The organism is Streptomyces sp. NBC_01142 (genome assembly GCF_026341125.1).
Taxonomy (GTDB): Bacteria; Actinomycetota; Actinomycetes; order Streptomycetales; family Streptomycetaceae; genus Streptomyces.
Genome location: NZ_JAPEOR010000012.1, coordinates 1 through 17,704 on the forward strand (window position 1 = coordinate 1; position 17,704 = coordinate 17,704).

Annotated in this window: 17 protein-coding genes; 8 read left to right on the top strand and 9 right to left on the bottom strand. The window is 72.1% G+C overall.

Features of this window, described 5'->3' with window-relative positions; genetic code table 11:
- Nucleotides 1-151: 151 nt before the first annotated feature.
- From OG883_RS46330 to OG883_RS46345, 4 genes are all read left to right on the top strand, one after another.
- Complete coding sequence (locus OG883_RS46330; RefSeq protein WP_266554888.1) at nucleotides 152-880, top strand: SDR family oxidoreductase; 729 nt, start codon at nucleotides 152-154, stop codon at nucleotides 878-880.
- A gap of 129 nt (nucleotides 881-1,009) precedes the next feature.
- Nucleotides 1,010-2,101 carry a polyprenyl synthetase family protein gene (locus tag OG883_RS46335; RefSeq protein ID WP_266554890.1) on the top strand — a complete coding sequence of 364 codons (1,092 nt, stop codon included), beginning with the start codon at nucleotides 1,010-1,012 and terminating at the stop codon, nucleotides 2,099-2,101.
- A complete protein-coding gene (gene uppS / locus OG883_RS46340) occupies nucleotides 2,077-2,793 on the top strand; it encodes a polyprenyl diphosphate synthase (RefSeq protein ID WP_266554892.1) in 717 nt (238 codons plus the stop codon). The genes OG883_RS46335 and uppS overlap by 25 nt, the downstream gene beginning before the upstream one ends.
- On the top strand, nucleotides 2,790-3,638 hold the full coding sequence (locus OG883_RS46345; protein ID WP_266554894.1) for a hypothetical protein: 849 nt from the start codon (nucleotides 2,790-2,792) through the stop codon (nucleotides 3,636-3,638). The genes uppS and OG883_RS46345 overlap by 4 nt, the downstream gene beginning before the upstream one ends.
- A gap of 2 nt (nucleotides 3,639-3,640) precedes the next feature.
- Here OG883_RS46345 and OG883_RS46350 read toward each other — a convergent pair whose 3' ends face one another.
- Nucleotides 3,641-4,417: an isoprenyl transferase gene (locus OG883_RS46350; protein ID WP_266554896.1), complete on the bottom strand. Its 777-nt coding sequence runs from the start codon at nucleotides 4,415-4,417 to the stop codon at nucleotides 3,641-3,643.
- A gap of 81 nt (nucleotides 4,418-4,498) precedes the next feature.
- Between OG883_RS46350 and OG883_RS46355 the strand changes: the two genes are divergently transcribed.
- The 4 genes from OG883_RS46355 (at nucleotide 4,499) to OG883_RS46370 (ending at nucleotide 7,121) form a co-directional block, all read left to right on the top strand.
- Nucleotides 4,499-5,185: a hypothetical protein gene (locus OG883_RS46355; RefSeq protein ID WP_266554898.1), complete on the top strand. Its 687-nt coding sequence runs from the start codon at nucleotides 4,499-4,501 to the stop codon at nucleotides 5,183-5,185.
- Nucleotides 5,182-5,790 (top strand): hypothetical protein, encoded by a 609-nt coding sequence (locus OG883_RS46360; RefSeq protein ID WP_266554900.1) that lies wholly within the window; start codon nucleotides 5,182-5,184, stop codon nucleotides 5,788-5,790. Before OG883_RS46355 ends, OG883_RS46360 begins: the two co-directional genes overlap by 4 nt.
- A complete protein-coding gene (locus tag OG883_RS46365) occupies nucleotides 5,787-6,455 on the top strand; it encodes a hypothetical protein (RefSeq protein WP_266554902.1) in 669 nt (222 codons plus the stop codon). Before OG883_RS46360 ends, OG883_RS46365 begins: the two co-directional genes overlap by 4 nt.
- A gap of 111 nt (nucleotides 6,456-6,566) precedes the next feature.
- The gene (locus tag OG883_RS46370; RefSeq protein ID WP_266554904.1) at nucleotides 6,567-7,121 is read left to right on the top strand and encodes an NUDIX hydrolase; all 555 of its coding nucleotides are present in this window, start codon (nucleotides 6,567-6,569) and stop codon (nucleotides 7,119-7,121) included.
- Here OG883_RS46370 and OG883_RS46375 read toward each other — a convergent pair.
- The 8 genes from OG883_RS46375 to OG883_RS46410 are packed head-to-tail and all read right to left on the bottom strand — an operon-like array spanning nucleotide 7,105 to nucleotide 17,552.
- A complete protein-coding gene (locus tag OG883_RS46375; RefSeq protein ID WP_266554906.1) occupies nucleotides 7,105-8,445 on the bottom strand; it encodes a hypothetical protein in 1,341 nt (446 codons plus the stop codon). The two genes, OG883_RS46370 and OG883_RS46375, sit on opposite strands and share 17 nt — an antisense overlap.
- Nucleotides 8,446-8,467: 22 nt before the next feature.
- On the bottom strand, nucleotides 8,468-9,280 hold the full coding sequence (locus tag OG883_RS46380) for an inositol monophosphatase family protein (protein ID WP_266554908.1): 813 nt from the start codon (nucleotides 9,278-9,280) through the stop codon (nucleotides 8,468-8,470).
- Complete coding sequence (locus OG883_RS46385; protein ID WP_266554910.1) at nucleotides 9,277-10,314, bottom strand: N-acetylglucosamine kinase; 1,038 nt, start codon at nucleotides 10,312-10,314, stop codon at nucleotides 9,277-9,279. The genes OG883_RS46380 and OG883_RS46385 overlap by 4 nt, the downstream gene beginning before the upstream one ends.
- Nucleotides 10,311-11,456, bottom strand: coding sequence for a 3-dehydroquinate synthase (locus tag OG883_RS46390; RefSeq protein ID WP_266554912.1), 1,146 nt, complete (start codon nucleotides 11,454-11,456; stop codon nucleotides 10,311-10,313). Before OG883_RS46390 ends, OG883_RS46385 begins: the two co-directional genes overlap by 4 nt.
- Entirely contained in the window at nucleotides 11,453-13,348 is a 1,896-nt protein-coding gene (locus tag OG883_RS46395) for a thiamine pyrophosphate-dependent enzyme (protein WP_266554914.1), read from the bottom strand. Before OG883_RS46395 ends, OG883_RS46390 begins: the two co-directional genes overlap by 4 nt.
- Before the next feature lie 40 nt (nucleotides 13,349-13,388).
- Nucleotides 13,389-14,927 carry an amino acid adenylation domain-containing protein gene (locus tag OG883_RS46400; RefSeq protein ID WP_266554916.1) on the bottom strand — a complete coding sequence of 513 codons (1,539 nt, stop codon included), beginning with the start codon at nucleotides 14,925-14,927 and terminating at the stop codon, nucleotides 13,389-13,391.
- Nucleotides 14,924-15,946 carry an NDP-sugar synthase gene (locus tag OG883_RS46405; RefSeq protein WP_266554918.1) on the bottom strand — a complete coding sequence of 341 codons (1,023 nt, stop codon included), beginning with the start codon at nucleotides 15,944-15,946 and terminating at the stop codon, nucleotides 14,924-14,926. The genes OG883_RS46400 and OG883_RS46405 overlap by 4 nt, the downstream gene beginning before the upstream one ends.
- 58 nt (nucleotides 15,947-16,004) lie before the next feature.
- Nucleotides 16,005-17,552 (bottom strand): condensation domain-containing protein, encoded by a 1,548-nt coding sequence (locus OG883_RS46410; RefSeq protein ID WP_266554920.1) that lies wholly within the window; start codon nucleotides 17,550-17,552, stop codon nucleotides 16,005-16,007.
- Between the last annotated feature and the right edge of the window lie 152 nt (nucleotides 17,553-17,704).

Genomic DNA, 17,704 nt, shown 5'->3' on the forward strand with positions numbered 1-17,704 from the left:
CCCTTGGTCGAGAAGTCAGTGCACCCGCCTGGGGTGTGGCGCCGCCAGAGTGCGCCTGTGGCGATGCACGCGCCACAGCGCGGCGGCCGGGCGGCGCCCCTACGGTCAGTCGCCGGGTGAATAGCCGCCAGGCGACGGAAAGGGGCTGCCGATGGGGGCTGAACTGACGGGCACCGCGGCGCTGGTCACCGGCGCGTCAAGCGGCATCGGACGGGCAACGGCACACCGGCTGGCGCGCCTGGGGGCGACGGTGGCGCTCCTCGCCCGCCGGGCCGAGGCCCTGGAACAGGTGTGCTGTGAGATCCGCAGCGCCGGCGGCGAGGCCTTCGCCGTCTGCGCGGATCTCGCTGATGCCGCCAGGGCCGAACAGGCGGTCGCCGAGGTCGTCGACACGGCGGGCAGGCTGGACATGCTGATCAACTGCGCAGGGACCGCGCATCTCAGCACCTTCGCCGACGACGCGCCGAGCCGTTGGCAGTCCATGATCGACACCAACCTGAGCGGAACGCTCAACATCTCCCACGCCGCGCTATCGCACCTGGCGGACGCCGCCGCCTCGTCCGACCGCGGGACGGCAGACCTCGTGACCGTCGGGTCGACAGCCGGGCGACAGGGCAGTCCGGGCACCAGCGTGTACGCGGCGACGAAGCAGGCCGTCACCGCGTGGAGCGAGGGGCTGCGCCGGGAACTCGCCCCCGCTGGCGTACGGGTGGGCCTCATCCAGCCCGGCCTCGTCGACACACCCCTCGCTCGGAGCCTTGGAGCCGGCCCGGGGCAGGGCCTGAACGCCGAAGACGTCGCAGACGCGGTCGCCTACGTCGTCACCCGGCCAGCCGGCGTGGCGGTAGCCGAACTTCTCGTACGCGCCACAGGCAGGTAGAGCGGCGACCGCTGTGGCGGGCGCATCGCGACACCCGCCCGTCTGGTGGCGCTACACCCGGGGACGGTCGACTGGCGCCCGGGCGCTCTGCGGTGCCCCTCTTTCAATCAGAAGGGCATGGACGGGCGCATGAGCGACGACGAAGTCACCCGGCAGATGGGCAGCCGGATCACACAGCACCGCGACCGCTTCCAGGACCTCTTCCAGAAGTACTTCGCACAACTGCACGCGTCATCCGACGCGCCGGAACTCAGCCGCTTCGCCCCCGAGTGCCTGCGCATGGTCGAGGAGTTGGCCCTACGGGGCGGCAAGCGACAGCGGGTCGCGTTCGCCTACGAAGCCGCGAACCTGGTGCCCGGCGGCGCGATGACGGTGAAGGCGGTGGACATCGCCGCCCTGAGTATCGAGCTGCTGCAGGCACATCTGCTCATCCACGACGACATCATCGACAACGCGGCCACCCGCCGCGGCGGCCCCTCCACGTACTACGCCTACCGCGACAAGTTCCCGGACCATCCTCAGCACGCCCTGGGCTTTGCCGTCCTGGCCGGCGACCTCGCCCTCGTCCTCTCCCAGCAGGTGATCACCGAAGCCGGACTGGATCCGTGGCTGGCCCAGTCGATGGCCGCCGTCCAGAACACGGCCGGCCTGAGCACGTTCATCGGCCAGGTCTTCGACCTCGAGCGGGACTTCCTCGGCGTACCGGAAGAGGAACTGCTGCACTCCGTGTGCGACTTCAAGGCCGCCCGGTCCTCGGCGCTCGCCCCGCTGCAGCTCGGCCTGCTGGCCGCAGAGCAGGACCCGAAGGAGCACGAGCCGACCCTGCGGCGCTACTCCACCTCCTTCGGCATCTCGGGGCAGATGCGCGACGACTACCTGTCGCTCTTCGGGAACGAGGAGGTCACCGGCAAGCCCGCCACGGCCGACGTCGCCGACGGCCGGGTGACCTACCTGATCCGCCGCACTCTTCTCGCCGCGTCGGAGTCCGAGCAGAAGATCCTCTCCTCGGTGTTGGGCCATGCCGGCGCAACGCAGACTGACGTGGACAAGGTCCGCGAGATCGTGACCGCCCACCGCGTTGACCAGAGCCTCCTCGCCGACATGCGCCGCTTCGCCGAGCTGGCCAGCACTGAGGCCGAGCAGTGGGCCTCCTGGGCGGAAGCGGACGCGGTCGCCTTCTTCCGGGACGTGCCCGTGTGGGGCGTCCAGCGGCTGCTGTGAACTCCGGCGGGCCGCGGCACGTCGGCATCGTCCTGGACGGCAACCGGCGCTGGGCGAAGGAGCACGGCCTGTCCGCCTCCGACGGGCACCGGATCGGCTTCGGCCGGATTCCGCAGGTCCTGTCGTGGTGCGAGGAGAGCGGCATCCCCCTGGTCACCTTGTGGATGCTCTCCACCGAGAACCTGCGCCGCGACCCGGCCGAAGTCGAGGCGCTGATGGAGATCATCACCGGTGCTGTCCTGCAGCTGTCGTGGGCCGGCCGGTGGCGCATCCGTCATCTGGGTGAAGGCGACGCTCTTCCGCCCCGTGTGGCGCAAGCGGTCCGACACGCTGAGCAGGCCAGTGCCGACGCGCCGGACACGCTGACGGTGAACCTGGCCATCGCCTACGGAGGACGCCTTGAGATCGCCAGCGCCGTCCGCCGTCTCATGGCGGGCTGGGCCCGCGAGGGCGTTCCCGCCGACGAGGCCGCCAAGCACCTCACCGTCGAGGACCTGAGCCGCGCGATCAGCGACGGCCAGCCCGACCCGGACCTCCTCATCCGCACGTCCGGTGAACGCCGCAGCTCTGGCTTCCTGCTCTGGGGCGGCGTCGGCGCCGAGCTGTGGTTCACCCCCACCTACTGGCCCGACTTCACCCGCCAGCACCTCACCCAGGCCCTGACCCACTACCGGGAGGCACACCGCCGATGACCCGCTCCGGCTCCGCGATCACTTTCCTCGGCCCGGACGGGGCGGGCAAGAGCACCATCGCCCGCGCCGTCCGCCAACGCCTGGCCGACGAGGGCAAACCCGTCCGCGTCCTCTCCCGGCGGGACTACCTCCGGGCCCAGCCCACGGGACACGTCGCGGACACCAACCGGGCGTTGTACGACGCGGGCCTGCGCTCCCTCTACAGCCTCGCCGAAGCCGCCGACGGCACCGCCCTGGGCACTCTGCTGCCTGCCCCGCCGGCCGACCTGCGTGACAGTTCCCTGGAGAAGCGGCTGGACGCGGCTCCGATCGCGGCGAACGACCCGCAGGCCATCACCGCGGCCGCGCTGTGCGAGATCGCCGGCAGCCTCGTCTACTACACCAGCGTCGTCCACCGGGAACTGGAGCGCGGCGCGGTCGTCATCGAGGAGACCCACCCGCTGAAGATGGTCAGCAAGCTGTGCCTGCTCGCGCAGCGCACGGCACGCCACGACAGCCACGCCCGGGCCGCCGCCACCGTGCTGCGCTCGGCCGCCATGGTGCTGCGCCCCGACGAGACGCGCACGGTCCCCGTCCTGGTGCGGTGCTCCCCGCACCGCGCGTACGACCGGCTGATCGCCCAGCGCGGCACCCTGGGAGGACTGGAGCACCACGGCGCGGCGGGAAGCGGCCGGGGCAGGGACGCCTACCTTGATCTGCAGACCCGGCTGATGGAAGCCCTGGAGGAGGTCGCCGCGCCCTGGCGGTGCGTGGTCGTCTCCAGCGACGAGGAGGACCAGGACAGCTCAGTCAAGCGGGCCGTGGACGCGATCCTCGCCGACCCGCGGATGGCGCACCTGGCATGACGTCACCGGCCATAGCGGCGTTCCCGCGCCGCGTACGAGCGCAGCGCGCGCAGCAGGTCGATCTGCCGGAACGCCGGCCACAGGACCTCGACGAAGTGCACCTCCGCGTAGGCGGACTGCCACAGCAGGAACCCGGACAGCCGCTGTTCGCCGGAGGTGCGGATGATGAAGTCGGTGTCGCGGCCCGCCGGGGAGTACAGGTTGTCGGAGATGTGCTCGAGGTCGAAGTTCTCCGCGAGCTCCTGCGGGTCCCCGCCCGCGGCGGTGTGCTTCTCGAAGGCGGTCTTGACGGCGTCGACGATCTCGCGGCGGCCGCCGTACCCGACGGCGACGTCGACCTTGAGCCCGGTGCGGCCGGTGGTGCGGTCGGCCGCGTCCTTCAGGACGCTCGCGCTTTCGCCCGGCAGCAGGTCCAGCGAGCCGATGATCTCGATGCGCCACTGCTCGTCGGCCGCGCAGATGCTCTGGACGGTCTCTTCGATGATCTCGATCAGCGGGCCGAGCTCGTTCGCGGGCCGGTGCAGGTTGTCGTCGGAGAGCATCCACAGCGTGACGTGCTCGATCTGGGCGGCGTCGCACCAGCGCAGGAAGTCGCCGACCTTGGCCCCGCCGACACGGTAGCCCTCACGAGGATCGTCGTGCCCGGCTCCGCGGGCCCAGCGGCGGTTGCCGTCCAGCATGATCGCGACGTGCCGCGGGCGGGGGAGGCCTTCCACCTTGCGGGCCAGGCGCCTGACGTACACCGCTTCCAATGCCGCGCGAAGCGCCCTGAGTGCCACGCCATGTCCCTTCGATCAACAACCACGGGTTCCGAGCGTCACCGTATCGCCACGGAGGCCCACGGAAAGGACGTTCACCCCATGCCCCCAACGGATCTCGCCACCACACTGGAACTCATCAACTGGGACAACCCGCGCCAATGCGCGGCCGACACGAGCACGGCCCTGCGTGCCCTGGCCGACGACCGAGAACTGCTGACTGATCTGGTCACCTCGATCGGCTCCGATCCTGAGCGCCTGGTCCGCTGCGAGACCAACCCCCTCGTCAACCGCCTGGTCCTCGCCGAGGACACCTCCGGCGCCGACGGGTGGCAGCTGCGGCTGCACATCTTCCAGGACGGCCGGCTGGAGCTCATCCCGCACGACCACAAGTACCCCTTCGCCGTCCACGTCCTGACCGGCGGATACGCCCAGGTGTGGAACCGGCGCATCGCCGGCGGGCAGACAGGCCCCTTTACGTCCACCGACCTGGCGCCCGGACTGGTCACCGTTGAGCATCCCGGAACCGCCTACCTGTTCTCCGACTCCCTGGTGCACCAGACCGCCGTCTTCCCCGGCACCGCCACGCTGTTCCTGCGCGGCCCGGTGCGCCAGCGGCGCTGGAACTCCGCCACCGACCTGCACGACACCCGCATCGACGGTGACGACGGCTCTCCCACGGACCAGCGCTACCGCCTGTCCGGCCCCATGTCCTTGTCTGAATATCACGCCTTCGTCGCCGACCTCGAGCGGCTGGGCGTCCTCACCTCCGGAAGGATCACGCGTTGATCTCCCACGCGCTCGCACACCTGGCCCCGGTCGTGGCCCTGCTCAACCAGAGCAGCGCACCCGCCGACGTCCCCGACAACCCGGACATCCTCCAGGGCGGCTGGCGGCCCGGCGCGGTCCACCAGGCCCTCGACCTGATCAAGCATGCTGACCCCCAGTTCGCCGGACGCTCTTTCACCGCCCCCGGCCACACGCATCTGCTGCTTGCCGAGGACACCGAGCACGACTGCCTGCTCTACCTGCGCCTGTACGCCGAAGGCAGTCCGGTCCCGGAGGAGGCGACCGAGAAGACCGTCACCCTGACCCTCGCCGGCACCAGCCACGTCGAGTGCTACCGGCACCAGGAGGACGTCGACGACGACCACCCGTGGCTGGTGCGCACTTTCGCGGAGGAGTCGATCTACGCCTGCCACCCCGGAACCCTGCGCACCATCGAGACCAGCGACGACGGCTGCCAGCTCGTCCTGGCGCGCACCGCCCTGGCCCCGACTGCGGGCGCCGCGCCGCTGACGGCCTACGGCTACCACGAGGCGCTCGGCACCGCGCAGCGGATCCTGACCGCCGCGCTGCCGGACGACGAGACCACCCCGAAGGTGACCGCGTGACGACGGCGACGAACTGGCTGGAGGAACTGCCGGCCCTCGACGACAGCGACCTGCGCCTGGCCCACCGGCGCAGCCGCGACATCCTGCTCCGGCTCGGCGCCGACCGCCGGCTTCTCACGCAGCTCGTCGGCGAGATCGAACACGACCCGCAGCGGATGACCGAGAGCGAGGTCCACCCCCTGATCAACCGGCTCGTGATCTACCAGGACGACGCCCGCGGCTTCCAGATCCGCCTGCACATGTCGCCCGGGGCGCGCGAACTGGTCCCGCACGACCACAAGTACACCTTCACCACCTTGGTCCTGGCCGGCGCCTACATCCACGTCTGGCGGCGGCGGACCGACACCGGGGAAGGCGAGTTCACTGCCGGAGACCTTCAGCCGGGCCTCATCACGGTCGAGCGCCCCGGCTCGTGCTACACCCTGGGCCATCCGCTGGTGCACCAGACGGTGATGCTGCCCGGCACGGTCACCCTGTTCATGCGTGGCCCGCGGGCCAAGCCGCGCTCGAACGCCGCGCTGGACATGCTGCCCGCCGCCGACGAGTGGCCCGAGGCCTCGCAGGCCGGCAAGCCCAAGCACGCGCGCGGGCAGCGGCCGGTCACGGTGGAGGAGTACCACACCATGAGAAGGCAGCTCGTGGCGCAGGGCCTCATCCACATCTGACCAGCGGGGACGCCCCGTGCATGCGGCGCCCCCGCCGTCCGCCGCCTGCATCTACTGCGGGCGGCACCACCCCATCATTTGTCACACTGCGAGTTGGATAAGGTGCTAAGCGTGACTGAAGAACGCGACCCGTTGGCGTGGACGCTGAAGAGCGAGCGTCCCGAGCCCGCCGGCTACCTGAAGGTGCGCTGCCGCACCTACACCCAGCCCAACGGCAAGGACTCCGACTGGGACATTCTGCAAGGGCCCCGGACGGTCGCCCTGGTGGCGTTCACCGAAGACGGCCAGGGCATTCTCGTCCGCCAGTACCGCCCCGGCCCGGGCAAGGTCCTGGCCGAGCTCCCCGGCGGCCTCGTCGGGTCCGAGGAGGACGTGGTGGCCGCCGGGATCCGGGAGCTGCTCGAGGAGACCGGCTTCCAGGCGGGGACGGCCGAGGTCGTCATGCAGACCTTCCTGGCGTCCTACGCCACCCACGTCCGGTATGCGGTGCTGGCCCGGGACTGCCGCAAGGTCGCCGAGCCGACCCCGGACGCGGAGGAGTTCGTCGAACCGGTGACTCTGCCGCAGGACGAGTACGTGGCCCATCTCCTCGGCGGTCAGTACACCGACGCGGACATGGGCTTGGCCGGACTAGTGGCGGCGGGCCTGCTCAAGCAGACAGGTTGAACGCCGGGCCCCCCAGGGCCCGGGTGAGGTGTTCGACGACCGGGACCGGCGCCTCGATGTAGAGGCGGGTGGCGGGTTCGGTTCCCGAGGCGCGTACGGCTATGCGGCCGTGCGCGCCGTCGTCGTAGACGACCGGATCGCCGGAGTGGTCGGCCCGCCAGCCCGGCAGCAGCTTCGGAAGCTGGTGCAGCACGTCGGTCAGCGGCTCGGGCACGGTGTGCACGAGCTGGGTGTGCGGGTGCGCGCGCCGCACGTCGGCGACCGCGTCGTCCAAGGCCTTCAGAGTCGGGAACGCGTGGAGGACGGCGGTCAGAGCGGCGAGGCTGTCGCGCTCGAAGTAGCCGCGGCCGTCGGTGACGTAGACCAAGGCGCCGTTGGGTTCCAGGCCGAGCGTGGGTTTCGGGTTGGTCTGCCAGGCGGTGACGATGTGCTTGAACCCGACGGGCGTCTCGGTGACCCGCAGCCCGGGCCGGGCGCGCTTGGCCGCCCGCACTGCCATGCGCGGGGCGACCGCCGTGGTGATCAGCCGGTCGACCGGCAGTCCCGCGTACAGCAGGGCGGCGGCCTGCTCGGGGCTGCCGATGTAGCCGGAGCGGTGGGTGAACAGCACGAGCCGGTCGCCGTCGCCGTCGGTCATCGCCAGCAGCGCCGGCCGGGCCTGATGTTCCAGGAGTTCGCGAGCGGTCTGTTCGGCCTGGGGGCGGGGGACGGGGTCGGGTGTGCGGCCGGCGAAGAAGGGCAGCGGGCGGGCCCGCAGGATCCGGACCGCTTCGAGGTGGCCGGCCAGGGCTCCGACAGCGCCGTGGGCGGCGTCCAGGAGCACGTCGGCGTCGAAGTGGGTGGCGGCTTCGTCGAGGGCGGCGCCGGTGGCTGCGGCGTACGGGGCGAGGACGTCGATGGCGGGGTGGTTGCGCTGGGGCAGGCGGCCCGGGTCGAGGACGGCGCCGGGTGGCGGCTGGGGCCACACGATGCCGTGTCCGGCGGCGTTGCGGAGCTTCATGCCGATGTAGCCGGGCGGATTGTGGCTGGCGGTGATGATGACGGCCGCGCTCAGGTCGGCGGCCTGGTGGACGAGCCATCCGCAGGCGGGGGTGGGGGCCGGTGTGGTGGCCAGGTGCGCGGTGATGCCGTGCTCGGCTAGGAGGTCGGCGGCGAGCCGGGCGAGTTCGGGGGCGCCAGCGCGGCCGTCGTAGCCGACTAGGACGTTCTCGCCGAGCACGTCGCGCTCGGCGCAATGGTCGAGGGCGGCCAGCAGGTGCGGCTCTGCGAAGCCGGGCCTGGGCAGGCCGCGCCAGCCGTCGGTGGTGGTGGGAGCGGAGGACATGCGGTGGATCTCCTGAAGGGTGTCAACGGGCGGGGCGCATCAGGGGCTTGAGGTCGCCGGGCGGGCGCGGGGCGTGGCGGGTGGCCAGCCACCCGTCGAGGCGCGCGGGCCGGGTGCGGGCGAGGTCGCGGCCCGTTGGGTCGCGGACTTCTCCGCCGGCGGCGTGGACTGCCAGCGCGGCGGCGGCGTAGTCCCACGGTGCCGCGCTGCCGCGGGCGGCGGGAAGGTAGGCGGCGGCCCGGGCGCGGCCGAGCGCCACGAGGATCATCTTGACGCTGGCCGTGGGCACGGCGGCTACGGTCCGGGTGGGCAGCAGCCGGGCGGCCAGTTCGGTGTGGCGGGGGCTGGTCAACACGGTGTCCGGGGCGAACGTGGGGAGGCGGTCGAGGTCTCCGGTGACGGTCAGCGCGGATCCGGTGGCGCTCACCCGCACCTGGTAGGCGGGCAGGTCCACGATCGCTTGGACCGGCCGTCCCGAGCGGACCAGGCAGATGGCGATCGCGAAGAACGGGCTGCCCTCCAGGAAGGGGACGGTGCCGTCGAGTGGGTCGACCAGGACGCAGTCGTCGGGGATGGGCCCGATGCTTTCGCGTCCCTCCTCGGCGATGACCGGCAAGCCGGGCCAGGCCTTCTCCAGTGCGGTGGTGATCAAGTCCTGTAGGCGCAGGTCGAGTTCGGTGACGGGTTCGATGCCGCCGTGGACGCTGCGCTTGAACCGGACGAGTTCCGGGCCACGGGTGAAGGCCTCGATCTCGGAGCCTGCCTGGTCCAGTACCCGGTCGAGCACGGCGCCGAGCGGCGGGTCCTGCGGAGGAAGGGGATCGGCGGTGGTCACGCGCTTGTTCCTTCGGCCGTCGAGGGAGCGGGGTCGGCGTGGGTCGGCATGGCCGAGGTCAGCGGCGGCAGGGCTTCCGGGGTCAGCCATAGATCCCGCAGGCGGAGCAGGTCCTCCGGTCGGCTCTTGGGGGTGTGCTGGCGAAGTGCGGTGGGCGGGAGGTTCTCGTGGGCCCAAGTCATGAAGTGGCCCCGCAGGAAGGTGGCCTCCGTCAGCAGGGAGCCGGACAGCAGCAGGGTGTAGTCCGTGCCGGTGGTGATTCCCGTGGCCCGGCACACGGAGGTGGCACCGGCGGCCAGTTCGGCGGCGGCGTTCTCGACGAGCCGCCCGGCCACGGCGTCACCGTCCTCGGCGGCCTCCAGGACGTGCTGGGCGAAGGTCGCGACCAGCGACTTGGCGCCCTCCTCGCGGTAGACGTGGAAGAAGAGGTGCTCGCTCAGGTCACCGCCGGCGTGGTCCGACTCGGCGCACCATGCCTGGGCCAGGCCGGTCAGGGCGGTGTCCGGGCCCCGTCCGTCCAGGGCGCGGACAGCAGCGCGCAACCCCGCGGTGCCCAGGTCGTGGCCTCCGCCTTCGTCGGAGAGCAGCCACTCCAGGCCCGAGGAGCGCGCCCAGCGGGCGCCGTTGCGTGCGGCGAAGCCGGTGCCGGTGCCGCAGTTGGCCACGCACACCGGGCCCCCTGCGGACAGGAGAAGAGGGGTGAGGTCGTTGGTGACCAGCACCGGCGCGGCCATCGGCCCGACGAGGGCCAGGGCGCGGCGTACCAGGGCGGCGAAGTCCCCGGCCGCCGCGCGGGTGGAGGCGGCGCCGTGCGCGGCCACAACACCGAGGGGGGCCGTGGCCGGGTCGTCCCAGACCTGGTCGATGAGGTCGACGAGGGTGTGGACGGCGCGCTCCTCGCCGACCGACCGGGGGTTGGTGGACGGGCCCTCGGTGGTGGTGAGGATGGTGTAGCCGGTGGCGGTGGCCGCCCAGGTGTGGCTGCCGCCCCCTTCGAGGAGCAGCCAGGCCCGGGCGGGCTGTGGCGAGGTCATGGGCGGGCCGCCAGGTCGTTGAGGGCCTTGTCGAAGGCGGGACGGTCGATGTCGTCGGTGATGGTGCAGTGGCCGGGATGGTGCGGCAGGACGAGGTGAAGGGGGCCGTTGCGGATCCGGCGCACCGTGGCGATGCCGTCCCACACCGCGTCCCGCATTTCGTCGGGGATGGTGAGGGGCAGCTGGTAGGCGGCCAGCAGGCCCAGGACGCGGTCGCGGTCCTCGAGCTCGGTCTCCCCGGTGAGGTAGGCGTGCGCGGCTGCGATGGCGGTGCCGGCGGCGACGGCTTCGCCGTGCAGGATCCGGTAGCCGGTGGCCGCCTCGTAGGGGTGCCCGACGCAGTGCCCGAGGTTCAGCAGCCGCCGCAGGTCCTTCTGCTCGAACGGGTCCGGAGCGAGCAGCAGCAGCTTCGCCGCGATGGCGTCGCGGACGATCCCGGTCAGCGCTTGGCCGTCCGGCAGGGGGTTCGCGGTCCTCTCCAGGGTGGCGAAGAGCTGGGGGTTGATGATCAGCGCAACCTTGATCACTTCGGCCAGTCCGGCCCGGATGTGCCGGTCGGGGAGGGTGGAGGTCAGCGCCGGGTCGATGTAGACCCCGGCGGGGTGGTGGAAGGCGCCGAGCAGGTTCTTCGCCGCGCCGTAGTCGATGCCTCCCTTTCCGCCGATCGCGGCGTCGACCTGGGCCAGAACCGTGGTGGGTACCAGCGCGTACGGCATGCCCCGCATGTAGAGGGCCGCTGCGGCCGTGACCAGGTCGCACACCACGCCGCCTCCCACCCCCAGGAGCAGCGTGCGGCGGGTTGCTCCGTGCTGGTGCAGGGCGCGGATCAGGTTGCTCAGGCCGTCAGGGGACTTGCTGTGCTCCCCGGCCGGGACCGGCACGGTGCGGAACCGTAGTCCGGTGCTCACCACGGCGGCCGTGATGGCGCCCAAGTGGTGCTCGGCCGCGCCCGTGTCGATCACGATGACGATCTCCGGAGCCGCCAACTGGGCGGCGAGTGAGCCGAGGCGGTCGCTGAGCCCGTCCGTGGCGAGCCCTTCCGCCAGGTGGATGCGGTAGGTGTCGGCCCGGTGGGCGGTGACGGTGAAGATGTTGTCGCTGGCGTCGACGGCCAGCCGGGACGAGGAGGACGCGGTACTCACGCGTACTCCTTGCGGATGCGGTCGACGATGGCGTCGGTGGTCAGTCCGGCGGCCTCGTACAGGGCGTCCTGGGGCCATCCGGCGATGCCGTAGGTGTCCACGCCGATGCGGGCCTCGCCGATTCCGCCGCGGGCGTGGGGCAGCAGGTTGCCGAGTACAGATGACGGCGCGTTGTGGACGCTGACCGCGGCGGCGTGCGCGGGGATCAGCTCCAGCAGGCGGCCGGGGGTGAGCGCGGCGAAACGCGTCGGGCTGATGATCTCCAGGACCCGGACGCGCCTGGCGTCCTGTCCGGACAGGGCCTGTCCGGCTTCGACGGCGCGCTCGCGCAGGGCGCCGGCGGTCAGGATGACGAGATCGGGGTCGGGGTCGTCGACGAGCGTGAACACGCCCTCGTGCAGCGGACGGCCGGCGAGCTCTTCCAGCGTGTGCCGTACGGGGACCGCCTCATGGGGCAGCCGCAGGTAGGCGGGCCGGCCCGAGGACAGGGCCTCCAGAGCGAGGAGCTTGGCGGTGTTGATGTCGGCGGCCTCGAAGACTTCCAGGTCGCCGATGGCCAGGAGAGCGGCGAGACAGCCGTCGGACTGGACCATCGGGCCGAGCGGGTCGCCGAGGCCGCCGGAGGTGCCGACCAGCAGGACCGGCACCTGGGGGAAGGCGACCGACTCGCGGATCTGGTCGAGCATCCGCCAGTAGAACCCCTCCATGGAGAACAGCACCGACCACAGGCCGGCACTCGCGGCGCCGGCCGCGAGGGAGGCGGCGTCCTGCTCGGCGATCGCGCACTGCAGGACGTCCGCGTCCGGCGTCTGCCAGTCCCACGAACCGACCTCCTCCATCCGCGGGAGGAGACCGGAGTTGCGGATGGCGTCGGGCGCCATCCACAGCATCGGCAGGCCGGCCAGTTCGACGGCTAGTTCGCCGCCGAGCGCCTTCTTCGCCACCACGGCCGTACCGGCCTCGTAGCCCGTCACCCTCGACAACAGCTCCGCCCGGCTGGGGCGAGTGGGTAGCAAGGACGCTGGGGCGGCTTGCCCGCGCCGGCGAAGCGCCGCGTCGGGGAAGTACCGGTCGATGGCCTCCAGCGCCGCGTCGATCAGCCCGGCGGTGTCCCAGTCGGGCAGGTGCTCGGCAGCCACGTCCGCGCTGAGGGTGTTGGACCCCTCGACCTCGGCGGCCAGACCGTAACCCTTGATCGTGTTCAGGATGATCGCCGTCGGCCGGTCACTCTCCTCGCGCAGTGCCGCGGTGATGGCACCGAGGTCGTGGCCGTCGACCGCGATCGTGCGCCAGCCGAAGCCCTCCCAGCGCGCTGCCCACTGCTCGCGCGGCAACTTGATGACGCTCCCGGAGCCGTTGGCGTCCACGAGCGCGACGAGGTTGCGCAGTCCCAGCCGGTCGGCGGTCATCGCCGCCTCCCACACCTGGCCCTCGGTGCACTCCCCGTCGCCCAGGAGCACGAAGGTCCGGGTCGAGCGGCCCGCGCGACGGTCGGCCAGCGCCAGACCCACGCCGTAGGACAGTCCTTGGCCCAGCGCCCCGGTGCTCATCTCCATGCCCGGCACCGCGCCCCGTACCGGCATCCGTGGCACGGGGTGCCCGACCTGCCCGAAGCCGGCGGCCTGCTGCCAGGTCGTGCCGGGCATCGCGCCGAGCGCCCACAGCGCCCCGTACCAGGGCGCGGCCGCGTGTCCCTTGGAGTAGATCAGGCGGTCCTTGTCCGGGCTGGCGTCGGCGAGGGTCGTGGTGCCGGAGAAGAACAGCGAGGTGATGGCCTCGGTGGCGGAGGAGGCGCCGCCGGGGTGCTTGTTCGCGGCAAAGACGAAGGCCCGCAGGCCCATCGCGATGGTGCTCAGCTCCGTGGTGGTCGGCGCGTTGCTGGGGGGATTCATGGCAGGTCAGTCCTCTTCTACGTACGCAACAGGGGTCCGGTCAGCTGCCGGACGGGGACGGGTTGGTCAGTCGGGAGCGGTCGAGCTTGCCGCTGGAGTTCGTGCGGGGCAGTGCGTCGACCGTGAGGAAGCGGGCCGGTACGGCGGCCGCCGGGAGGTGCTGGAGGAGGGCGGCGCGTAGTCCGCCGGGGATCGCGTCGCATCCGGGTGCGAGAACAAGGTGGGCGGTCAGCCGTGGCGCGCCGCCGTCGGCGTCCGCCTGGGCGGTCACGGCCGCCTGGTGGATGCCAGGCTGCGCTTCGAGAACGGCTTCGACGGCGTGCAGGTGGACTCGCACGCCGTAGATCTTGACCTGGTCGTCCAGACGCCCGTGGAAGTGCAGAGTGCCGTCGGTGTCCAGGTGCCCGAGGTCGCCGGTGCGGTAGATGACCTCGCCGCCGGGGCCGAAGGCGAACCGGGCGTCTTCTTCTTCGCTGGCGCCGAGGTAGCCGCTGGTGCCGTACATGGTGCGCAGCACGATCTCGCCGGATGCGCCGGGCGGGACCCGTGCGCCCGGGGGGTCCTCCGCCCAGGCCTCGCTGCCGGGGATCGGACGGCCCAGCGGCTGGATGCCCGGCACCGGGTCTTCTTCGACGCGGTGCCAGCACCGGATGAGGGTGGTCTCGGTCGGCCCGTACTGGTTGACGATCTCGCCCCGGTAGTCCAGGTGCGTCCGCCAGCGTGCGACCAGGGTGTCGGTGAGCGGCTCCCCGCTGAACAGCACCGCCCTCAGCAGCGGCAGCCGGATACCGTCGTCGCTCGCATGGAGCCAGGCGCGGGCGACGGTGGGGACCGCGTGCAGCAGCGTGATCCGGTTGTCGGCCAGCCATGCCAGGGCCTGGGCGGGCGGCAGGGGCGCGGGCGGCGGAAGGCAGAGGGTGGCGCCCGCAGACAGCGGAAGCAGGACTTCGCGCAGGGTGACGTCGAATCCCACACCGGCCAGATGCCCGATCCGGTCGCAGGGCTGCACGTGGAGAGCGTTCCGGAGCCACGTGAGGAAGTGCGCGAGGCTGCGATGGCGGCCCAGGATGGCCTTGGGCTGACCGGTGCTGCCGGAGGTGAAGAGCACGTAGCCCGGCTCCTCGGGCTGCGGCGGCTCCCCCAGGGGAAGCCGTCCGCCGGGGCCGAGTTGACCACTGTCCAGCCGCAGGACACTCGCACCATCCGCAGTCGGGACGCGGGCGCCGTCGAGCGCGAGGACAAGATCGGCGCCGGCCCGGCTCACCATCCTCGCGCTCTGCGCGGACGCCAGTCCGGGGTCGACAGGCAGGAGCACACTCCGCGTCGCCAGCACCGCCACCCAGGCCGCGACGGTCGTGAAGCCGCGGGGTCCCGTCACAGCGACCACCCGGCCGGGGCCGGGCAACTGCGCCTGCAGGGCGGTAGCGATGGCGCCGGCGGCGGCTTCGAGTTCGCGGTAGGTCCACGTCCGGCTGCCTTGGACGACGGCGGGTGCCAGCGGGGTCGTGGCGCACCAGTGGGCTATCTGCTCGGCGACTCCCGGCCACGGCCGGCCGGTCAGACGTGCCCGGGCGCTCACCGTGTGCCGCCGAAGGGGGCGTAGTCCAGCAGCGCCTGGAGGGCTTGCTCGCCCGTCCCGACGACCTCCGCATCAATGCGGGCCCCGGCTGAGACGCGCCCGCCGGGGAGGATGACGGATGCCGTCACGACCGCTCCGGCGCCGAGCTCGGCGTTCGCCCCGATGACGGAGGGGCCGACGACGCTCGCGCCGGCGCCGATCCGGGCCCCCGGCCCGATTAGTACCTGGTCATCGACTTCGGCGCCGTCACCTATGAGGGGGGCGGGGCCGGACAGCGGGCGCGGGGCGGCGGCCGTGAGCCCGCGTACGGCTTCCTGGTTGCCGGTCAGCAGCTTCGCCGGGGTGCCGATGTCGCGCAGGTACACCCCTTCGCCGGCGTCGAACAGTCCGAGCCGCAGCCCGAGCCCCGTCAGGCGGGGGAGTACTCCGCTGGAGAAGTCGCAGAACCGGCCCTCGGGTATGTGGGGGAAGACCGCCGGGTCGACGAGCCACGCCCCGGTGGACCCCAGTCGCGTCCCGGGGCCGGGCCGCGGCTTGAACGCGTACGCGGCAGCGCGCCCCGGCTCGTCGGGATCCGGGACCAGGACATCTCCCTGCCACACCTGCCCGTCCCGGGGCACCGCCGCCACCGTCACCGCCGCACCCGTCCGGGCGTGATGGGCGATCAGGGCGCGCAAGTCGACTCCCGAGATGATGTCCGCGGGCACGATCACGGCCGGTGTCCCGGCGAGGAACGCTGCCTGATCGCGCAGGCAGCCACCCGTGCCCAGCGGCATGTGCTCGGGAAGCCAGGTCACCGGGGTGCCCGCGACGGTGCGCGTGCCGAAGGCCTGCTCGTACAGGGCCAGGGAGTTGCTGGGCACGATGACGCCGATTTCCTCGACGGCTGCGGTGTCCAGGTGGTCCAGCACCCAGGCGAGCACCGGTCGGTTGGCCACCGGAGCGAAGGGTTTGGGCAGAGCGGGCGTCCACCGGCCGAGCCGGCTGCCTTGGCCGGCGGCCAGTACCAGCGCCTTCATCCTGATGTCCTTCTCTGCAGGTCATGCCGCGCGATAGAAGGAGGGCGCGGCTCGGGGACTAGCGGGTGATCAGGGCGGTCGCAGGCGCGTGGGCGGCGGAGGAGCACAGCGTCAAGAACTCCTGCGCCAGCGCCCGGACCTGTGCCGGGACGAGGAGGTCCGTGCGGTACGTCAGTGCTCCGGACAGGCCGCCTCCGGCATCCGGTGCTAGCCCGACGCTGATGTGCCGTCGGGCACTGCGGGCCCCCGGCACGGACACCAAGCGCAGCGGCTCTCCGGTCAGCGTCAGGCCGGTCAGCGTCGGGATCGCGTTGACGGAGAACTTGATGTTCGCCATGTCCGGGCGGCCGAGGTCGAACAGGACCTTCTCCAGGTGCAGTTCGCGGTGAGGGTCTCCCGCGCGCCAGCGGTCTCGGACGTGCCCGATCAGGTCCCCGAAGGTCCGCAGCTCTGTCAGAGCGGTGCGGGTGAAGCGGCCGTTGACGAAGAACCCGGCGATGTTCTCGCTCCCGGGGCGTGTCCGGCTGGCCGTGGCGCTGGCCACCAGGACGTCCGACGTTCCGGCCCACCGGCCGACCGCGACGTGGAACAGGCTCAGGAGTACCTCGAAGAGGGAAGCGCCCATCATCTGGCCGGCGGTGTGCAGCGCCTGGGCATGCTCGGCGGGGACAGCAAGGGGGAGCCGCGCGGCCGGTCCGGCGGCGGGGATGTCGCCTCGCGGGCCGGGTAGCGGCACTCCGCCGGAGGGATACCCCTCTGCTGTGCGGCGCCAGTGGCCGAGGTGATGCTCGTACGCGGCGCCCGACAGGTGCTGGCGTTGCCAGCGCGCGTAGTCGGAGTAGGCCAGGGCGGGGCCGCCCCCGGCATCCGGATCGTCGTGGAGGACAGCCAGGTCGCGCAGGAGCAGGCCCCACGACCAGGGGTCCATGACCATCTGATGGGCGACCAGCGCCAGTACACGCTGCGATCCGGAGCCGATCAGTGCGAACCGGGCGAGTGGCCCGTCCAGATTGATCACGGACGCCGCCGCCCACAGCTTCGTGGCGGCCACCGCGTCGTCCGGGCACATAACGCGCAACGGCTTCAGCTCCAACTCCGCGGCGCCGGCGACCTCCTGCCGGGCGAGCTCGCCGGCGCCGGTGATCCGAGTTGTCAGGGCAGGGTGTCGGCTCGCGAGACGGGTGACGGCTGCCGCGAGCCGTCCTTCGTCGACACTGTCCGGGAGCTCAATGGCGTAGGCGACGTGGTAGCGGTGGCCCGCACGGATGTGGTCCATCACCCGCAGCAGCCCCTCCTGCTGGAAGGACAGCGGGTGTGCCCCCGCCCGCTCCTGCGGCTCGATCGGGGCCAGGCCGCCTTCGGCGGCGGCAGTCAGGGCCCGTACGGCGTCTTCGAGGCGGGGGTTCTCGTAGAGCCACAGCGCAGGCACGTCGAGACCGGTCGCCGTGGCCACTTCGCTTGCCGCTGCGAGAGCGGCGAGGGAATCACCGCCGCAGGCGAAGAAGTCGTCGTCGGTGGCAAAGGGGCCGCCGTTCAGGCTGTGCGCCCACGCCCGCCGGACGACAGCGGCGAACTCACTCGGTGCGGCAGAGCTGTCGTCCGCCATCGTCCACCCCTCGGGCCTAGGTTCTGGAACGGCGCTCGGATCGACCAAGGCCGTTGACGTGTGTGAGGCGCCGCGCTCTTGGGCGCCGGCGTCGCGAGCAGTTGATCCCAGCGGGCTGTAGCGCCACCAGCGGGCCAGGTGTCGCGATCCCC